This is a genomic window from Streptomyces mabaensis (genome assembly GCF_053763515.1).
In genome coordinates this window covers 98,128-116,276 of record NZ_JBSOPZ010000010.1, presented here as the reverse complement: position 1 = coordinate 116,276, position 18,149 = coordinate 98,128, and the positions used below count along the sequence as shown (strand labels likewise).

Below are 18,149 nucleotides of genomic sequence, written 5' to 3'. Positions count from 1 at the left end.
CTCTACGGCGGGTCGACCGCGGTGATGGCTGCGATCAGCTGGAACGGGAGCTCCCGGTCCCACTGGGCCACCCCCAGTGCCAGCCAGCGCTCCTCGACCCGCCACAGGTGGACATGGGCCACCGTGCCGCTCAGCTGGTCCCAGGGCTCCGGTATCTGCTCGCCCTCCGTACCCCGGACCAGCAGACTCCAGAGGCTGAACACCTGGGGCTCGCCCCACCGCACGGACAGCACCTGGGCAAGAGCGGCGCACTCCGCCGCGTACTGGTCCTCGGCCGCGGCGCGTCCTGTTCCGTCGTCCTCCCAGAACTCCTCGCTCGTGCTCAGTTCCGCGAGGTGGTAACCGGGCCCGCTGGAACCGACGTCGGATCTGCCGCGCGTCGAGGGGAATTCCCGAGTCCGCAGCAGGTCGATCGTGGCCAGGTGAGGTGCCGTGGTCATGCAGTCAGTAAACCCCCGGGCACTGACAATTGGCTGCCCGTCAGGCGTCCCTGCGCTTCATCGTGAACCACCCGGCCAGTACCGCGGCTCCCGCCCACAGCGCCGTGACCCCCAGCCCGGCCCACGGCCCGAGCGACCCCTGCGGATCCTGGTGCACCACCAGCTGCCCCGCACGGTCGGGCAGGTAGACGGCGACGCCCTGCGCCACATCGCCGATGACGAACGAGACGATCAGCACGAACGGCACGAGGAGGCTGAGTACCGCGACCCCACTGCGCAGCACTGCGGTCAGGCCGGCTGCGAACAGAGCCATCAGCGCGAGGTATATGCCGGAGCCGACCGCGGCCCGCAACGCACCAGGGTCCGCGAGGCCGATGGCGTACTCCCCCATGAACGCCTGGACGGCCAGGAAGGTGGTGAAGCCGGTGACCAGCCCCAGGACGAGTGCCGATCCGCCCACGACGGTCATCTTGGAGCTGTAGAGCAGCCCCCGGCGCGGCACCGCCGTCAGCGAGACGCGTATCGCGTCGTGGTGGTACTCGGAGGAGAAGACGGTCACACCGAAGCTGATGGCCGCGATCTGCCCGAAGTTGAGGCCGTAGAAAGCGCCGAAGATCGGGTCGAAGTCCGCGTTGTCCGCCTCGGCTTGGCCGAACGCGGCGCCGGCCAGTGCCGAGATGCCCGCCGTGGCCAGAAGTATCGCGAGCAGGGAACCGAACTGGGAGCGTATCGAGGTCATCTTGATCCACTCTGAGTGGAGAACCGCGGTGGTCGCCATGGGGGTCAGGCCTCCTTGGGGGCGGAAGGCGTCGTGGACGCGAATTCGGTCTCGGTGGCGGTGAGGTCCAGATATGCCTGCTCCAGCGACCCCTGCTCGTTGGACAGTTCGAGAATCGGGATGCTCTCGCGGGCGGCGAGTGCGCCGATGTCCTCGGCCCGGGCGCCGTCGACGGTCCAGCGCCCGTCGTCGCCCTCCCCGGGTATGAATCCCGCCCGGGCCAGGGCGGTGTGCAACCGCTCCGGCTCCGTGGTGCGCACGCGCACCCGAGGCCGGCTCCGCGAGTCGATGAACTCACGCATCGGCAGGTCGGCGAGCAGCCGCCCCCGGCCGAGAACGACGAGGTGGTCGGCCGTGTCGGCGGTCACGGCCATCAGGTGGCTGGAGACCAGGACGGTGCGCCCTTCCCGCGCCAGGCGCCGCATCAGCTCCCGGATCCAGATGATCCCTTCCGGGTCCAGCCCGTTGGTCGGCTCGTCGAGCATCAGTACGGCCGGGTCGCCGAGCAGTGCCGCGGCGATGCCGAGTCTCTGGCGCATACCGAGCGAGAAGGTCCTGATGCGCCGCTTGGCGGCCCTGGCGATCCCCGCCTCCTCAAGCACGTCCTCGACCCGGCTCGCGGCTATGCGGTTGCTGACGGCGAGAGCGCGCAGATGGTCGCGGGCGGTACGGGCGCCGTGCGCCGCCTGGGCGTCCAGGAGCGCTCCGACGTGACGCAGCGGCTCGTCGAGTGTGGTGAACGGCCGCCCTCCGATCGTCGCGGTGCCGGAGCTGGGCCGGTCCAGACCGAGGACGAGGCGCATGGTGGTGGACTTGCCGGCGCCGTTGGGCCCGAGGAATCCGGTGACCCGGCCGGGCTCCACACGGAACGTGAGCCGGTCCACGGCGCGCGTGGCGCCGTACTCCTTGGTGAGTTCGAGGACGTCGATGCTGTTCATGCATTCAGCGTGGCTGCCGCGCCGGGGTGCTCTCCTCCCCCGCGGGTGGAGAGCATCTCCCCCGTGCGGGGGAACCGCACCGATCGGGGGCGCTGGCACGATGGCGGCATGCCCCGTCTATTGCGCCCGCTGACCAGCTCGGTCACGTACACACGCTGGCTGCATCTGTGCATTCCCATCGCCCTCATGTCCATATGGCTGTTCATCGACATGGGGCGGCCGTATGTGCCGGCGCTCCTGCTCATCCCCGTGGGGCTCGTTCCCGCGATGCGCCTGGCCGAGGGCGTGCAGGCCCAGTTGCTGCTGACGCCGCACGAGCGGGGCAGACCGGACGCGGCCATCTCCGCCGCACCGGCAGCCACGTGGGCCGAGCGGTGGCGCACCTTGCTGTGGCTCGAGTTCCGGCTGGTTCTCTCGGTGGTGGCCATGCTCCTGACGGTGTGGCTTCCCGTGATGACGTGGGACCTGATCACTACGGCCGTGGCAGGCGGACCCGACAGCAACCCGCTGTTGCGGGGTGCGCAGGCTCACTGGGGGTTCGCGCTCCTTGCCCCGCTGCCGATCGTGGTGATGCTCGCGTGCATCGTCGGCCTCGGCGATCTGGTGACCGTGGTCGCCCGGCATCTGCTCGGTCCGAGCCGGGCCGAGCGGCTGACCGCACTGGAGGAGCGCACCGAGCAGCTGCTCGAACGCACCCGAATCGCGCGCGAGCTGCACGACTCGATCGGGCACGCCCTCACCGTCGCCGTGGTCCAGGCGGGTGCCGCCCGGGCCGCCGGTGACCCGGAGTTTACCGACCGGGCGCTGGGGGCCATCGAGGAGACCGGCCGTGCGGCGCTGGAGGACCTGGAGCGGGTACTGCTCGTCCTGCGGGAATCGGCACAGCCCGCCTCGCAGCGCCCGACTCTCGTGGAGGCGGACCGGCTGCTGGAGTCCGCCCGCGCCTCCGGGGCCACGGTGGACGCCGAGGTGTCGGGGCCACTGGAGCGGGTACCGGGACCGGTCTCCCGGGAGGGGTATCGCATCCTCCAGGAAGCGCTCACGAATGTGCTGCGGCACTGCGGGCCCGTACCCGTCCGGGTACGCATAGAAGTGGCCGTGGGGCGCTTGGACCTCGAAGTGACCAATGCCCTGGCCGGCGTGACGCTGCAGATGCGTGGCGGGTCCGGTCTGCGCGGCATACGGGAGCGTGCGGCGCTGCTGGGCGGGGAGGCGCAGACGGGGCCGTACCAGGGCGGGTGGCGCGTGCGCGCCCGGCTGCCCCTGGAGAACGAGATACCGGCCGCCCGGCGAGCCCGGCTCGACCGACTGGGCAGGGCATGATCCGTACCATACAGCCTAGGCTGACCGGATGCCGGTAACCGTTCTCCTCGTCGACGACGAGCCGCTGGTGCGCGTGGGTCTGCGCGCCGTTCTCGAAGCGCAGCCCGACATCGAAGTCGTGGGCGAGGCCGCGGACGGAGCGGCGGTGGTCCCGCTGGTGCGTCAGCTGCGGCCCGACGTGGTGGCGATGGATGTACGGATGCCGTTGCTCGACGGTATCGAGGCCACTCGCGCCGTGCTGCGTACCGTCGACGAGCCGCCGAAGATCCTGGTGGTCACCACGTTCGAGAACGACGAATACGTCTACGAGGCGTTGCGCGCCGGCGCGGACGGTTTCCTGCTCAAGCGGTCCCGGCCGGCCGAGATCGTGCACGCCGTGCGCCTGGTCGCGGAGGGCGAGTCGCTGCTCTTCCCGGCGGCGGTGCGGTCACTGGCCGCCGAGTACGGCAATCACGCCGCCCGTGAGGCGATGGACCGGGCCGCACTCACCGAGCGCGAGGCGGAGGTACTGCGGCTGATGGCCCGCGGCCTCTCCAACGCGGAGATCGCCGCCCAAATGATCGTTGGCATGGAGACGGTCAAGTCCCATGTCAGTGCCGTGCTGGCCAAGTTGGGGGCGCGTGACCGCACCCAGGCGGTCATCGCCGCGTACGAGTCGGGTTTCGTGGCACCGAGCTGACACCCGAGGAGGGCAGGCGTGTCACTCCGCGATCTCCGTCCGTTCCCACCACTCGTAGACGGGCAACCGGCCTTCCGGGCTGTCCTGCTGCCGCGAGGTGGGCTTGAAGTGTTCGTAGCCGCCGCGGTGTTTGATCTTCAGATCCTGTCCTGAGGGGGTGATCGGGACGATCCGCTCGTGCAGATCGTCCGGGCCGCCCTCAAGGACTGCCTTGGTCGCCATTGCCCCAGTCTGACAACCGGGCGGATCGCTCGCACGTCGGCGTACTCGCCACTCGCCGCACTCCCGACCAGCGAGTACGATCCGGCAGACACGCGTACGAGCTGGGAGGACAGACGTTGGGGCAGCTGACCGGCGGGGACCCCTCTCTGCTCCGGCGGATCAATTCCGCGGTGGTTCTGCATGCGCTGCGCAGCGCCGACTCCCCCACGCTCACCGACCTGACCCGCGTCACGGGCCTGTCCCGGCCGACCGTCGAGGGCGTGGTGGAGGGGCTCATCGGCACCGGTCTCGTCGTCGAGGCCGATGCCGAGGAGGGCGCGACACGACGGCAGGGCCGGCCCGCCCGGAGGTTCCGCTTCCGGGCCGAGGCCGGTCATCTGCTGGGCATCGAGATCGGCCCGCACCGCATCGCCGCGCTCCTTTCCGGCCTGGACGGCCGCGTCATCGGCTCCGGTATACGGGAGGTGTCCGAGACCGCGTCCTCGGACGAGCGGCTGGAGCGGACACGCGCCGTGGTCGCGGATCTGCTGCGGCGCGCGGGGGTGCCGCGCGGTTCCCTGCGCGCCGTGGGCGTGGGCAGTCCCGGAATCGTGGAGGCGGACGGGACCGTACGGCTGTGCACCGCGCTGCCCGGCTGGACGGGCCTGGCGCTCGGAGAGCGGCTGCGCCGCTCGTTCCGCTGCCCCGTCCTGGTGGAGAACGACGCCAATACCGCGGCGGTGGCGGAGCACTGGAAAGGGTCGGCGACCGACTCGGACGACATCGTCTTCGTCATGGCGGGACTCAGCCCCGGCGCCGGTTCGCTGATCGGCGGGCGGCTGCACCGCGGATACGGCGGCGCGGCCGGCGAGATCGGTGCCCTGCACCTGCTCGGGCGGGAGGTGACCCCCGAGAGACTGCTGTCCACGACGGACGAGCCGCTGCACCCGCTCGACGAACAAGCCGTCGCCAACGTGTTCGCGCATGCCAGGAGCGGCGACGAGCGGGCGGTCGCGGCGGTGGACCGCTTCATCCAGCGGCTGGTGCACGATGTCGCGGCGCTGGTGCTCGCCCTCGACCCCGAGCTGGTCGTGGTCGGCGGCTGGGCCGCCGGGCTGGACGGCGTACTCGCACCGCTGCGAGACGAGCTGGCCCGCTACTGCCTGCGGCCGCCCCGGGTGGCGCTGTCCCTGCTGGGTGAGGCGGCGGTGGCCACGGGTGCGCTGCGGCTGGCCCTCGACCATGTTGAGGAGCAGCTCTTCGCGGTGGCGGGCACGGCGACGGCCCGCCGGTAGGCCCTGCCCGGTCGAGGGCGCGGTCAGGCTCGTCCGGGAGGCCCCGCCGCGCAGTGGCCCGACGTGGCTACCGGTCACGGCTCGCCACCGAGCGGCAGAAGTCGCCGTCGGCGCCGCGGGCCGGGCCAGCCGGCCGGCAGGCCGGACATGATGCGGGCCCTGCGGGATGCCGGAACTCCCGCTGCGAGCGCGAGCAAGTCGCCCAGCCCGCCCTGCGAACACGGACAGCACGCCCGGTGCTCCCCCGCGTGCGCGGCGAGGACCGGCCCTTCCACGAGCGCGCGGTCAGCGCGGCCGGTCAGGACGCTTGGCGGGCCTGGGCGTGGTGGCTGATCTCCAGGTCGCCCGCGTCGCCGAAGGTGAGACGGCAGGTGTCGGCGCGGTAGGTGGCCACGGAGACCGCGGCGGTGCCGGCCTCGGTGAAGTACCGGGTGGTCACCACCAGGACCGGCGCGCCGGGGAGCCGGTCGAGCTCCCGCGCGTCGTCCGCCCGGGCCGAGCCGAGCTCGACGGCCCGGTCCTGGCCCTCCAGGCCCAGGCGCTGCAGCTCGCGCAGGACCGCCCGCGCGCGGGCCGGGCCCGCCGGGACGTCGATGGCGGGCAGGTCGGGTACGGAGGCGGCGGGGACGTACAGGAGCTCGGCCGCCACGGACTGCCCGTGGGTGACACGGGTCCGGCGCACCGTGTGCACCGCTTCGTCCGGTTCCGTCTCCAGCAGGCGGGCGACCGCGGCGGCGGGGACCGCCTCCGCGCAGTCCACGGGCTGCCAGGCGTCGTCGGCCGCGCCCGGCCAGACGTGCCGGTCCGAGCCCACGGCGACGCCCATGCGGGGCGGGGCGACGGTGGTGCCGACTCCGCGCCGGCGCTGCAGGCGGCCTTCGAGCTCCAGCTGCTCCAGCGCTTGCCGCAGGGTGGCGCGGGCGACTCCGAATCGGGCGGCGAGATCACGCTCGTTCGGCAGCACCTCGCCGACAGCGAAGTCCGAGTCGAGTGCCTCGCTGAGCACGGTCTTGAGGTGCCAGTACTTGGGCTCCGGCACCGTTTCCAGCTGCGTGGTCCCCACCCTGATCCTCCGCAATCGCCGTGTCGCGGCGGCTTTCCGCGCCCTTGTTTATTAAAGGTTCCTGCACTATCCCTGCGACGATAGGACGGCACACCCCCTTGGTCAAGACCAATCCTCGCGGCCGTTACGGAGCACTCCGGGCACACGGAAGAGCCCCGCGCCGCAACGGGACGCGGGGCTCCTGAAGCCGACGACCACACTGACTACCGCGGCACGAGCCCGGTGAGCTTGTCGGGGTTGCGGACGATGTAGATGCACTGGATCCGGCCGTCGACGACCTCCAGCTGGAACACACTGTCGGGCCGCCCGTCGGCCAGTACGAGCAGGGCGGGGGCGCCGTTGAGCTCGACGAACCGGTAGTCCACCACCGCCGCGACTCCCTTCTGCGCCGCGCCGGCGAGGAAGCGGCCGACCTTGTCGGCCGTTTCGATGACGCGCAGCGGCGCCTTGGCCTTGCCTCCGCTGTCGCCCACGAGACGTACGTCCGGGGCGAGGAGCGACATCAGGGAGTCGAGGTCGCCGCCGCTCGCCGCGGCGAGGAAGCGCTCGGTCAGGGCGCGGCGCTCGTCGGGGTCCACGTCGAAGCGCGGCTTGCGCTCCTCGACGTGCCGGCGGGCCCGGCCGGCCAGCTGGCGGACCGCCGCTTCGCTTCGGTCGAGGGCGGTCGCAATCTCGGCGAACGGGAACCCGAAGGCCTCCCGCAGGACGAACACGGCGCGCTCCAGGGGCGAGAGGGACTCCAGGACGACCAGTACGGCGAACGACACGGACTCGGCGAGCACGGCCCGTTCGGCGGTGTCCGGGACGGTGTGTCCGAAGTCGGTGACAAGGGGCTCGGGCAGCCAGGGGCCCACGTACGCCTCGCGGCGCGACTGCAACTGGCGCAGCCGGTCGATGGCGAGGCGGGTGGTGATGCGCACCAGGTAGGCGCGCGGCTGCTGTACGTCGTCCCGGTCGGCGGCGGACCAGCGTAGCCAGGCGTCCTGTACCACGTCCTCGGCGTCGGCCACCCGACCGAGCATGCGGTAGGCGACCCCGGTCAGTACCGGCCGGTGCTCCTCGAAAAGGTCAGTCACGGTGTCAGTTGCCACCTCCCCATCCCAGCCGAGGAACAGCCGCCTGTCCAGGCGGAATCGGTGCATGGCCCATCGGGCACCCATCGGTGGCTCATCGGCCGGACCATCAGCGGCTCGTCGGCGGCCCATCGGCGGCCCATCGGTCGTGTCCGGCCTCTTGAACTCGAAGCTACTCAGCGGTAATTCTTTGCTGACAGGGTGTCTACTCGCCCCTGTCCCTTATCCCTTCGACGAGGAGCAGCAGCATGACCGCCAAGGTCTCCTTCCCGATCGCGTCCCCCCTCGGGGACCGCACGGTGTCCGTCGCGTACGAGCGGCGCGGCGCCGGCGAGCCCCTCCTGCTGCTGCACGGCATCGGCCACCACCGTCAGGCATGGGATCCGGTACTGGACATCCTGGCCGCCGAGCGCGACGTGGTGGCGGTGGACCTGCCCGGGTTCGGCGAGTCGCCGGCGCTGCCGGACGGAGTGGCGTACGGCCTGTCGACCGTCGTGCCCACGCTCGGCGCGCTCTGCGCCGCGCTGGAGATCGAGCGGCCGCACGTCGCCGGGAACTCCCTGGGCGGACTGCTCGCGCTCGAACTGGGGCGCGAGAAGCTCGTGCGCTCGGTGACCGCCCTGTCCCCGGCGGGCTTCTGGTCGCAGGCAGAGCGCCGGTACGCCTTCGCCACCCTGCTGGCGATGCGCGCCGGGGCCCGGCTGCTGCCCCTCCCGGCGATCGAGCAGCTGTCCCGTACGCCGGCCGGACGGGCCGCGCTGACGAGCACCATCTACGCCCGGCCCGGACGCCGTTCACCCGAGGCCGTCGTCGCCGAGACAATCGCGCTGCGCGAGGCCACCGGATTCGACGCCACGCTGGCGGCCGGCCGGGACGTGCTGTTCGCGGACGACGTCACCGGTGTTCCGGTGACCGTCGCCTGGGGAACCCGGGACCGGCTGTTGCTGCGCCGCCAGGGTGTCCGCGCCAAGTACGCCGTCCCCGGAGCCCGGCTGGTCCGGCTGCCCGGCTGCGGTCATGTCCCGATGAACGACGACCCGGCTCTGGTCGCCAGGGTCATCCTGGACACCAGCCGCGCGCAGGCGCGGCCGTCCGCCGGCGCCGCGGCCTGAGCGCAGGAGCACTCCGGAACCGAGCGCAACACCCGCCCCCACCAGCGCGCTGCCCGCCACCTGGGCGAGACCGTACGAGCCGGTACCGACCAGGGGTGCGGTGAACGCCGCCGACACCGGGATCAGCCCGGAGAAGAGGGTGGCGCGCTCGGCGCCGATCCGCTGGACGCCGTCGTACCAGCAGACGAAGCCGATGACCGTGACGACCACCGCCTGCCAGAGCAGGGCGAGCGCCTCTCCCTGCTGCGGCGTCCGCAGCACCGCACCGCCGTCCAGGACGAGTCCGACGGCCACCGACTCGACGGCCGCGATCCCGCACGCTGCCGCGGAGAGAAGTTTCGGTCCCAGTGGCCTCAGCACCGGAACGGCGAGCACGGCGAAGCCGACCTCGCCGACGAGCGCGCCGACGGACCAGCCGATGCCCGCCAGGTCGGTACGGCCCCAGCCCTGGACGACGAAGGCCCCGGCCGCGACCAGCAGCGCGCCGTGGAGCACCGGACGGGCGGGCCGGCGGCCGTCGAGGGCGGGAGCGAGGACCGCCACGAGCACGGGGGCGCAGCCGACGAACACGCCGGGCACGGCGGGTTCCGCGGTGCGCTCGGCAGCCAGCACGGCGAGGTTGAAGCCGACCATCCCGATCGCGGCGAGGAACGCGAGCCGCCCCCATTGGCGCGGGCTCAGGGCCCGCAGCGGTGCGAGGCCACCGCGGCCGACCAGCGGGATCAGCAACAGGCAGGCGACGCCGTAGCGCAGCGCCTGGCCGCCCGCGTACGGATAGTCGCCGAGCACGCTGTTGGCGGTGAAGGAGCCGCCGACCAGGACACAGGCGAGGGCGGCGAGAAGAACCCCGCGCGGGGAGTTCGGGTGCGGCGCAGGCGTGGCGTTCATGGGGCCGACGCTAGGGACTGCGCCGGTCCGGTTTAAGGTCCACTTTCATGGTGGTATCGGGGACCAATCCCGCTGACGACGGCGGTCCGTGGGCGGCCGCGTGGGAACTGCTGCTGCCCGCCGCGGCCGCGCCCGCGCGCCGGCGCGGCCGGCAGCTGCAGTCGGCGCTGCGCGAGGCGGTGCGGTCCGGGCGGCTCTCGGCGGGGACCCGGCTGCCGTCCAGCCGGGAGCTGGCGGCCGACCTGGGCGTCTCCCGCGGGCTGATCACCGAGGCGTACGAGCAGCTCACCGCGGAGGGGTACCTGCGCAGCGGCAGGGGCGCGGGGACCTGGGTGGGCGACGCGGCGCGGTCGGCCGCAGGGGGCGCGCACGACCGGGCACCGCGCGCCCCGGGTGCCCGCGCCGACTTCCGCCCGGGCACACCCGATCTCGCGCTGTTCCCGCGTGCGGCCTGGGCCGCCGCCCACCGGCGCGTGCTGGCGGAACTGCCGCACCACGCGCTCGGCTACCCCGATCCGCGCGGGCTGCCCGAACTGCGTACCGCGCTGGCAGGTTTGCTCACCCGGCGCCGCGGTGTGGTGGCCGATCCGGAACGGCTCGTGGTGTGTTCAGGCGTGGCACAGGCGATGACGCTGATCGGCTTCGCCCTGCGCGGGCGCGGCGCCGTCGGCGTCGAGGACCCGGGCAGTCCCGAGCACGCGGCGCTGTTCGCCGCGACGGGGGTGGCCACCGTGCCCCTGCCGCTCGACGACGAGGGGCCGGCGCTCGGTCCGCTGGAGGCCTCGGGGGTACGGACCGTGGTGACCACACCGTCCCATCAGTTCCCTTCGGGCATCGCCTGCTCGGCGGGCCGCCGCGCCGCGCTGCTCGCCTGGGCGCGATCCGTCGACGGCCTGATCGTGGAGGACGACTACGACGGGGATTTCCGCTACGACCGCGCTCCGGTGGGTGCGCTCCAGGGGCTCGACCCGGAACACGTCGCCTACACAGGCTCGGTGAGCAAGTCCCTCGCGCCGGGACTGCGGCTGGGCTGGCTGCTGGTGCCCGAGTGGCTGGTCGAGGAGATCGTGGCGCGCAAGCGGACCATGGACCTGGGCAATCCCGCGCTCGACCAGGCGCTGCTCGCGGACTTCATCCGCCGCGGGGACTACGACCGGCAGCTGCGGCGCTGCCAACGCGCCTACCGGGAGCGGCGGGACGCCCTGGTCGCGGCCCTCGGCGAGCAGCTGCCGGGCGCCGAGGTCAGCGGGATCGCGGCGGGGCTGCATGTCATCGTGCGGCTTCCGGAGCGGTACGGTCCGCAGCCCCGCCTGCTGGCCCGGGCGGCCGGGGCGGGCGTGGCCGTACGGCCGCTCACGGACTACGGGACGACGCGGGAGGGCCGGGGGCGGGACGGCGGCGTCCGGCTCGTCCTCGGGTACGCGCATCTGTCGCCGGACCGGATCACGGAGGGGGTACGACTGCTGGCGGCCGCGGCCCGCCCCGAGCCGGGCGGTTCGTAGCCGGGGGTTCCCTGGCCAGGTGGTACGTAACCAGGTGGTACGTAACGGGGGTGTTCCTGGCCGGGTGATTCCTGGCGGACTCCGCGGAGTTGGACTGTTCACCCGGGGTTCGCGCGCCCGCCGCGATGTGCGGGGGTGCCGACGGCACACTGGTCCGACCCATCACTGGAGGCGCACCGATGCCGCATCGTTCACCGCTTTCGTTCCCCGGCCGCCGGGCCGTTCTGCGTGGCTCCCTCGCCGCTTCGGCGGCGCTGACCGTACCCGTGGCCGTCGGCGGCGCACCGGCGCTCGCCCTCTCGGGACGGCCGCATGCCACTTGGGGCGTACAGACCGGGGAGGTGACCGCGACCTCGGCTCTGGTGTGGGTACGGTCGGACCGGCCTGCCCGGATGATCGTGGAGACAGCGGCGACCGAGGCGTTCGGCCGGCCCCGCCGCTGGTACGGGCCGCTGCTCGGGCCGGGGACGGACTTCACCGGGACGACGGCACTGCGCGGCCTGCCGCCCGGTGAGCAGGTGCACTACCGGGTGATCCTCACTGACCCGGACGACCCGCGACGCACCGGGCAGCCGGTGTACGGCTCCTTCCGCACGGCGCCGGCCAGGCGCCGCGACGGGGTCCGGTTCCTGTGGTCGGGCGACATCGCCGGCCAGGGCTGGGGCATCAACCCGGACCTCGGCGGCTATCGCGTGTTCGAGGAGATGCGGCGGCGTAATCCCGACTTCTTTCTGTGCAGCGGCGACACCGTGTACGCGGACGGCCCGATCCTGCCGACGGTCACTCTGCCGGACGGCCGGATCTGGCGGAATGTCACCACCGAGGAGAAGTCCAAGGTCGCCGAGACGCTGGCGGAGTTCCGCGGCAACTTCCGGTACAACCTGCTCGACGAGAACATGCGCCGGTTCAACGCCCAGGTGCCGACGATCGCCCAGTGGGACGACCACGAGGTGCGGAACAACTGGTATCCGGGCCAGATCCTCGACGACGCCCGCTACACGGTCAAGGACGTGGATGTCCTGGCGGCGCGCTCGCGCCGGGCGTTCGGCGAGTACTTCCCCGGCTCGACCCCTCAGGCACGCGGCGAGGAGGGCCGGATCCACCGGGTTGTGCGCCACGGCCCGCTGCTCGACGTCTTCGTTCTCGACATGCGCACGTACCGCAACCCCAACTCCCCCGGCCGGCAGGCCGACGACACGCACGGCATCCTCGGCGCGGAGCAGCTGGCCTGGCTCAAGCGGGAGTTGTCCCGCTCGCGGGCGGTATGGAAGGTGATCGCCTCCGACATGCCGCTGGGCATCGTCGTGGCGGACGGCACGGCGAACTTCGAGGCGGTCGCCCAGGGCGATCCCGGCACCCCGCTGGGCCGTGAGCTGCAGATCGCCGAGCTGCTGCGGCACATCAAGCACCGGCGGATCACCGGCACGCTGTGGCTGACTGCCGATGTGCACTACACGTCGGCGCAGCACTACGACCCGTCGCGGGCGGCCTTCAAGGACTTCGCGCCGTTCTGGGAGTTCGTCTCGGGGCCGCTGGCCGCGGGCGGGTTCCCCGCGGTGCGGCTGGACCCGACGTTCGGTCCGGAGCAGTCCTTCGTCAAGGCGCCGACCAGGGCGAACCTGTCGCCGGCCGAGTCGCCCCAGCACTTCGGCGAAGTAGACATCGACGGGGACAGCGGCGAACTGACGGTCCGGCTACGGGAGGAGGGCGGCGGGGTGCTGTTCACCCAGGTGCTCCAGCCGGGGCGGGTCGGCCAGTGAGTCCTGTGACTCCGGTGGAGTCCTGGCGGCCCGTCAGCCGTGGACAGCCGGGTAATCAGTTCCGGCCAGCTGCGGCGGAAAATGCCACCTAAACGAACAGAACCATACTTAACCCATCAGTCACAAAGCGTTCGTGATCACGCAACACCGCTGGTTCACAGTGATGCCATGACTGATGTGAAGTCCTCCACGAAGAACGCCATGAGGACCGCCGCGAAAGCCGGCCACCGGCACCACCACTGGCGTCGGGACCTCGTCGAACTCGCCGCCCTGTTCATCGCCGTCGCTGTCGCGGACGCCATCGCCAAGATGGTCGTGAAGGGTCCGAAGGGCCCGGTGCTCCTGGTCGCCTCGGCCGTCGCCCTCGTGGTCACGGCCGTGTTCCACACCTGGTGGGCCCGCAGGCACAGCCATGGTCCGCCGCCGACCACGGACGGCGGCGGAACCGATCACCGGAGCCGGAGTACGCCCGCCGGACGGCCCGCAGGCGGAAGCACCTCGCTGTGGCGGATGCGGACGACCGTACGCGACGAGCCCGGCAGGCTGGCCGCGCTGTGCGGCGCGCTCGCCCGGCACGGCGTGGACATCGTGACCCTGCAGACGCATCCGCTGACCGAGGGAACCGTCGACGAGTTCCTGCTCCGCGCGCCCGACAGCCTCTCCGCCACAGAACTGACCCACGCGATCGCGCGGGCGGGCGGCCAGGACACCTGGATCGAGCGGGCCGACGCCCACGATCTCGTGGACGCCCCCACCCGGGTACTGGGCCTGGCCACCCGCACCGCGCTGGACGCTGCCGAACTACCGCTCGCGCTGCGCCAGTTGCTCGGTCGCTGCACGATTCACTCGCTGCCCGCCACCTCGCTGACCGGCCGTCCGACCGGTGCCGACGCGCCGGTGGAGGGCGTCCTGGAGTCGACGGTCATGCGGCTGCGCGACCCGGCGGGCGGTGCGATCACCGTCGAGCGGCCGTATCTGCCGTTCACGCCGACCGAGTTCGCGCGCGCCCGTGCGCTGGTCGAGCTGGACGCCCGGCTCGGTCCGCGCATCCCGCGCAGTCAGGATGTCCTGACGCTGCCCGAGGGCAACGAGATCACCGTGCGCCGGGCCGACACCAGTGACCTCGCCGCCGCGCGGGCCATGCACGACCGGTGCTCGGAGCGGACGTTGGGCCTGCGCTACCACGGCCCGGTGGCAGACGCCGACCGCTATCTGTCACACCTGCTCAGCCCGCGCTTCGGCCGCACCCTCGCCGTCCAGACCGCCTCCGGGCGCCTGGTCGCCCTCGGCCATCTGCTCTGGGACGGCGACGAGACCGAGGTCGCGCTGCTGATCGAGGACGACTGGCAGCGCCGCGGCATCGGCTCGGAGCTGCTGCGCCGCCTCGTCGCGCTCGCGGTCGAGGCGGGCTGCGAGAGCGTCTACGCCGTCACCCAGTCGTCCAACACCGGGATGGTCGCCGCCATGCGGAGCCTCTCCCTCCCCCTCGACTACCAGATCGAGGAGGGGACGCTGGTGATCACCGCCCGGCTGGACGCTACGCCGGTACGGTCTCGTCCTCCGTACGAGGAGTCCCGGCGCGCCGGGCGCTGAGCGCGCCGTCCAGGTCCTGCCACAGGTCCTCGACGTCCTCGAGCCCGACGGACATACGCAGCAGCCGGTCGCTCACCCCGGACGACTGCCGGTCTCCCTCGGCCACGATGCGGTGGCTGATGGAGGCCGGGTGCTGGATCAGGGAGTCGACGCTGCCGAGGCTGACCGCCGGGGTGATCAGCCGTACGCCGGCGATCACCTCGTGCGGGTCGCCCGCCACCTCGAAGGCGATCATCGCGCCGCCGAGCTTCGGGTAGTGCACCCGGGCGATGCGCGGGTCCTCGGACAGCCGCCGGGCCAGCTCGGCCGCCGTGGCGGAGGCGGCGCGTACCCGTACCGGCAGCGTGGACAGTCCGCGCAGCAGCAGGTAGCCGGCCAGCGGATGCAGCACGCCGCCGGTGGCGAACCGCACCTGGCGCAGCTTGCGGGCGAAGTCCTCGTCGCAGGCGACCACGCCGCCGAGGACGTCGCCGTGACCGCCGAGGTACTTGGTGGCGCTGTGCAGGACCAGGCGGGCGCCGTGCTCCACCGGCCGCTGGAGCACGGGCGTGGCGAAGGTGTTGTCGGCGAGCAGCGGCACCTCGCCGCAGGCATGGGCGATCGCCCGCAGATCGAGTTCGGCGAGCGTCGGGTTGGCGGGCGACTCGACCATCACCAGGCCCGTGTCGGGCCGGATCGCGTCCGCGATGCCCGCGGGATCGACCCAGGTCACCTCGGAACCCAGCAGACCGGCCGTGAGCAGGTGGTCGCTGCAGCCGTACAGCGGGCGTACGGCCACCACGTGCCGCAGACCCATGCCGATCCGCACCATCAGGGTCGCGGTGAGCGCCGCCATCCCGCTGGCGAATGCGACCGCGCTCTCGGTGCCCTCCAGGCGCGCAAGCGCGGTCTCGAAGCGGGCGGTGGTGGGATTGTCGAGGCGGGCGTAGACGGGCGGGCCGTCCGGCTGCGCGCCGGTGGTGGCGAACTCGTCGATCCGGGCCGCTTCGGCCCGGCTGTCGTACGAGGGGTAGGTCGTCGACAGGTCGAGCGGCGGCGCGTGCACGCCCAGCTCCGCGAGGTCTTCGCGGCCGGCGTGCACGGCTTCGGTGGCCAGGGCCCGGGGTGTGGTCGAGGCGTTCGTCGTCATGCCGGAACTCTGAACAGTTACCGGGAGGTAGCGTCTAATGCCCGTGCTACGTTCGGCGTATGGCCGAAACTGTCGCACTGGACCCGGTCGATCTGGACATTCTGCGCCTCCTGCAGAACGACGCACGGATGACGTACCGGGATCTCGCCGCCGAGGTGGGGGTGGCCGCCTCGACCTGCCTGGACCGGGTCGCGCGGCTGCGCCGCTCCGGAGTCATTCTCGGCCACCAGCTGCGGCTGGATCCGGCGAAGCTCGGCCGCGGACTGGAGGCTCTGCTGCTGGTCCAGGTGCGTCCGCACCGGCGGGAGCTGATCGGCCCCTTCGTCGAGCGCATCCGGGCGCTGGCCGAAACACGTGCGCTCTTCCACCTCACCGGCCCGGACGACTACCTGGTGCAGGTGGCGGTGACGGACACCGCGGACCTCCAGCGGCTGGTCCTCGACGAGTTCACCTCGCGGCGCGAAGTCGCCCGGGTGGAAACCCGGTTGATATTCCAGCAGTGGGACTGCGGACCGCTGCTGCCACCCCCTTAGGTGCCCTGAGGTGTCCGAAAGCGGGCGCCTGGGACAGGCTGCTGAGCCGGAATGGTAGTGACGCGGGCCCCTCTCCCGTACGAGGATGTCCGCATGTCCGACTCCCTCAGCGGCAGCCCGCTGCCCCGCCAGGTCGCAGACGCCTACGTCGACGACCTCATCGCCCTCGACCCGATCACCGGCACCTTCCTGGGGGTGGCCGAGAGCTCCCGCAGGCTCCCGGACTTCTCCCCGGCCGGTCGCCAGGCTCTGGCCGGCCTCACCCGCGCGACGCTGCGCAGGCTCGACGAGGCGGAGCAGCGGCCCGGTGCCGACAGTGACGCCGAGCGTCGCTGCGGCCGGCTGCTGCGCGAGCGGCTCACCGCCGAACTGGCCGTACATGAGGCCGAGGAGGAGCTGCGGGCCGTCAGCAACATCCATTCGCCCGCCCATTCGGTCCGCGAGGTGTTCGCCGTCACCCCGGCGGAGACCGACGACGACTGGGCCGCGATCGCCGAGCGGCTGCGCGCGGTACCCGCCGCGCTGGAGGGCTACCGGGCGTCGCTGTCCCTCGGACTGGACCGCAAGCTGTACGGAGGGCCGCGGCCGACCGCCACCTTCATCGGCCAGCTGACGCAGTGGGCGGGTGACGGCCGGGGCTGGTTCGACGAGTTCGCGGCGGGCGGCCCCGCGTCGCTGCGCGCCGAGCTGGACGCCGCCGCCGCGGGCGCGACCGAGGCCGTCGTCGCGCTGCGCGACTGGATGCGCGAGGTGTACGCGCCCGCGATCGAAGGCGCACCCGACACCGTGGGACGCGAGCGCTACGCCCGCTGGTCCCGCTACTTCAACGGCACCGACCTCGATCTCGACGAGGCGTACGCGTACGGCTGGTCCGAGTACCACCGGCTGCTCGGCGAGATGAGGACCGAGGCCGAGAAGATACTGCCGGGCGCCGGCCCCTGGGAGGCGCTGGCCCACCTCGACGAGCACGGCACGCACATCGAGGGGGTGGAGGAGGTACGGGCCTGGCTGCAGGGCCTGATGGACGAGGCGATCGAGGCCCTGGACGGCACGCACTTCGAACTCGCCGAGCGGGTACGGAAGGTGGAGTCCCGGATCGCTCCGCCGGGCGGCGCCGCGGCCCCGTACTACACCGGCCCCTCGGAGGACTTCTCCCGTCCCGGCCGCACCTGGCTGCCGACGATGGGCGAGACCCGCTTCCCGGTGTACGACCTGGTGTCCACCTGGTACCACGAGGGTGTCCCCGGCCACCACCTCCAGCTCGCCCAGTGGGCGCACGTCGCCGACCGGCTGTCCCGCTACCAGGCCACCGTCGGCATCGTCAGCGCCAACGCGGAGGGCTGGGCGCTGTACGCGGAGCGGCTGATGGACGAACTGGGCTTCCTCACCGACGCGGAACGCCGACTGGGGTATCTGGACGCGCAGATGATGCGTTCCGCGCGGGTGATCGTGGACATCGGAATGCACCTGGGCCTGGAGATCCCGGCCGACTCGCCGTTCCACCCGGGCGAGCTCTGGACGCCCGAGCTGGCGCAGGAGTTCTTCGGGATGCACAGCGGCCGGCCCGCCGACTTCGTGGAGAGCGAGCTGACCCGCTACCTGTCGATGCCGGGCCAGGCCATCGGCTACAAGCTGGGTGAGCGGGCCTGGCTGCTGGGCCGCGAGAACGCGCGCAAGGCGCACGGTGACGCGTTCGACGCGAAGGCCTGGCACATGGCGGCGCTGTCCCAGGGTTCGCTGGGTCTGGACGACCTGGTGGACGAACTGTCCCGGCTCTGACACCGGCGACGGGCAGCGGCCGGCCGGGCTCAGCGCCATGAGCCCGGCCGCCCGCCCCACATG

16 protein-coding genes and 1 pseudogene are annotated in these 18,149 nt (G+C 72.4%); 9 read left to right on the top strand and 8 right to left on the bottom strand.

The features are described from left to right. Positions 1-2: 2 nt before the first annotated feature. From ACWV17_RS11320 to ACWV17_RS11310, 3 genes are read right to left on the bottom strand one after another with little or no spacing between them, the layout of a single operon-like run. Positions 3-440, bottom strand: a complete 438-nt coding sequence (locus tag ACWV17_RS11320) for a hypothetical protein (RefSeq protein ID WP_455359542.1) — start codon at positions 438-440, stop codon at positions 3-5. A gap of 40 nt (positions 441-480) precedes the next feature. After that, positions 481-1,218, bottom strand: coding sequence for an ABC transporter permease (locus tag ACWV17_RS11315; RefSeq protein ID WP_455351786.1), 738 nt, complete (start codon positions 1,216-1,218; stop codon positions 481-483). Positions 1,219-1,223: 5 nt separating this feature from the next. Continuing rightward, entirely contained in the window at positions 1,224-2,156 is a 933-nt protein-coding gene (locus tag ACWV17_RS11310; protein ID WP_455359541.1) for an ABC transporter ATP-binding protein, read from the bottom strand. A gap of 108 nt (positions 2,157-2,264) precedes the next feature. Between ACWV17_RS11310 and ACWV17_RS11305 the strand changes: the two genes are divergently transcribed. Together ACWV17_RS11305 and ACWV17_RS11300 are read left to right on the top strand one after the other, a co-directional pair. Next, positions 2,265-3,479, top strand: coding sequence for a sensor histidine kinase (locus ACWV17_RS11305; protein WP_455359540.1), 1,215 nt, complete (start codon positions 2,265-2,267; stop codon positions 3,477-3,479). Between the two features lie 28 nt (positions 3,480-3,507). Continuing rightward, positions 3,508-4,158 (top strand): response regulator, encoded by a 651-nt coding sequence (locus tag ACWV17_RS11300; RefSeq protein WP_455359539.1) that lies wholly within the window; start codon positions 3,508-3,510, stop codon positions 4,156-4,158. A 21-nt stretch (positions 4,159-4,179) separates the two neighbouring features. Here the strand turns inward: ACWV17_RS11300 and ACWV17_RS11295 are convergent, their stop codons facing one another. Next, a complete protein-coding gene (locus tag ACWV17_RS11295) occupies positions 4,180-4,380 on the bottom strand; it encodes a DUF5988 family protein (RefSeq protein ID WP_455351790.1) in 201 nt (66 codons plus the stop codon). A gap of 116 nt (positions 4,381-4,496) precedes the next feature. On the opposite strand from ACWV17_RS11295, the gene ACWV17_RS11290 reads away from it, so the two are divergent. Then, positions 4,497-5,654, top strand: coding sequence for an ROK family transcriptional regulator (locus ACWV17_RS11290; protein ID WP_455359538.1), 1,158 nt, complete (start codon positions 4,497-4,499; stop codon positions 5,652-5,654). A 298-nt stretch (positions 5,655-5,952) separates the two neighbouring features. Here the strand turns inward: ACWV17_RS11290 and ACWV17_RS11285 are convergent, their stop codons facing one another. Both ACWV17_RS11285 and sigJ read right to left on the bottom strand, forming a co-directional pair. Further along, positions 5,953-6,717 carry a GntR family transcriptional regulator gene (locus ACWV17_RS11285; protein WP_455351792.1) on the bottom strand — a complete coding sequence of 255 codons (765 nt, stop codon included), beginning with the start codon at positions 6,715-6,717 and terminating at the stop codon, positions 5,953-5,955. 203 nt (positions 6,718-6,920) lie between these two features. Further along, a complete protein-coding gene (sigJ, locus tag ACWV17_RS11280; RefSeq protein ID WP_455359537.1) occupies positions 6,921-7,808 on the bottom strand; it encodes an RNA polymerase sigma factor SigJ in 888 nt (295 codons plus the stop codon). A 230-nt stretch (positions 7,809-8,038) separates the two neighbouring features. On the opposite strand from sigJ, the gene ACWV17_RS11275 reads away from it, so the two are divergent. Further along, complete coding sequence (locus ACWV17_RS11275; RefSeq protein WP_455359536.1) at positions 8,039-8,902, top strand: alpha/beta fold hydrolase; 864 nt, start codon at positions 8,039-8,041, stop codon at positions 8,900-8,902. 81 nt (positions 8,903-8,983) lie between these two features. Here ACWV17_RS11275 and ACWV17_RS11270 read toward each other — a convergent pair. Continuing rightward, positions 8,984-9,790 (bottom strand): annotated as a pseudogene (locus ACWV17_RS11270) (DMT family transporter); the annotation flags it as partial. Between the two features lie 47 nt (positions 9,791-9,837). On the opposite strand from ACWV17_RS11270, the gene pdxR reads away from it, so the two are divergent. The 3 genes from pdxR to ACWV17_RS11255 all read left to right on the top strand — a co-directional run bounded on the left by pdxR (position 9,838) and on the right by ACWV17_RS11255 (position 14,645). Then, complete coding sequence (gene pdxR / locus ACWV17_RS11265) at positions 9,838-11,292, top strand: MocR-like pyridoxine biosynthesis transcription factor PdxR (RefSeq protein ID WP_455359535.1); 1,455 nt, start codon at positions 9,838-9,840, stop codon at positions 11,290-11,292. 179 nt (positions 11,293-11,471) lie between these two features. Next, complete coding sequence (locus ACWV17_RS11260; RefSeq protein WP_455359534.1) at positions 11,472-13,052, top strand: alkaline phosphatase D family protein; 1,581 nt, start codon at positions 11,472-11,474, stop codon at positions 13,050-13,052. 168 nt (positions 13,053-13,220) lie between these two features. Further along, positions 13,221-14,645 (top strand): GNAT family N-acetyltransferase, encoded by a 1,425-nt coding sequence (locus ACWV17_RS11255; protein ID WP_455359533.1) that lies wholly within the window; start codon positions 13,221-13,223, stop codon positions 14,643-14,645. On the opposite strand, the gene ACWV17_RS11250 is transcribed toward ACWV17_RS11255, so the two are convergent. After that, complete coding sequence (locus tag ACWV17_RS11250; RefSeq protein ID WP_455359532.1) at positions 14,590-15,774, bottom strand: trans-sulfuration enzyme family protein; 1,185 nt, start codon at positions 15,772-15,774, stop codon at positions 14,590-14,592. The genes ACWV17_RS11255 and ACWV17_RS11250 overlap by 56 nt on opposite strands. Before the next feature lie 59 nt (positions 15,775-15,833). On the opposite strand from ACWV17_RS11250, the gene ACWV17_RS11245 reads away from it, so the two are divergent. Next, entirely contained in the window at positions 15,834-16,307 is a 474-nt protein-coding gene (locus ACWV17_RS11245) for an Lrp/AsnC family transcriptional regulator (RefSeq protein ID WP_455351799.1), read from the top strand. Positions 16,308-16,400: 93 nt separating this feature from the next. After that, positions 16,401-18,086, top strand: a complete 1,686-nt coding sequence (locus tag ACWV17_RS11240; protein ID WP_455359531.1) for a DUF885 domain-containing protein — start codon at positions 16,401-16,403, stop codon at positions 18,084-18,086. Positions 18,087-18,149 lie beyond the last annotated feature (63 nt).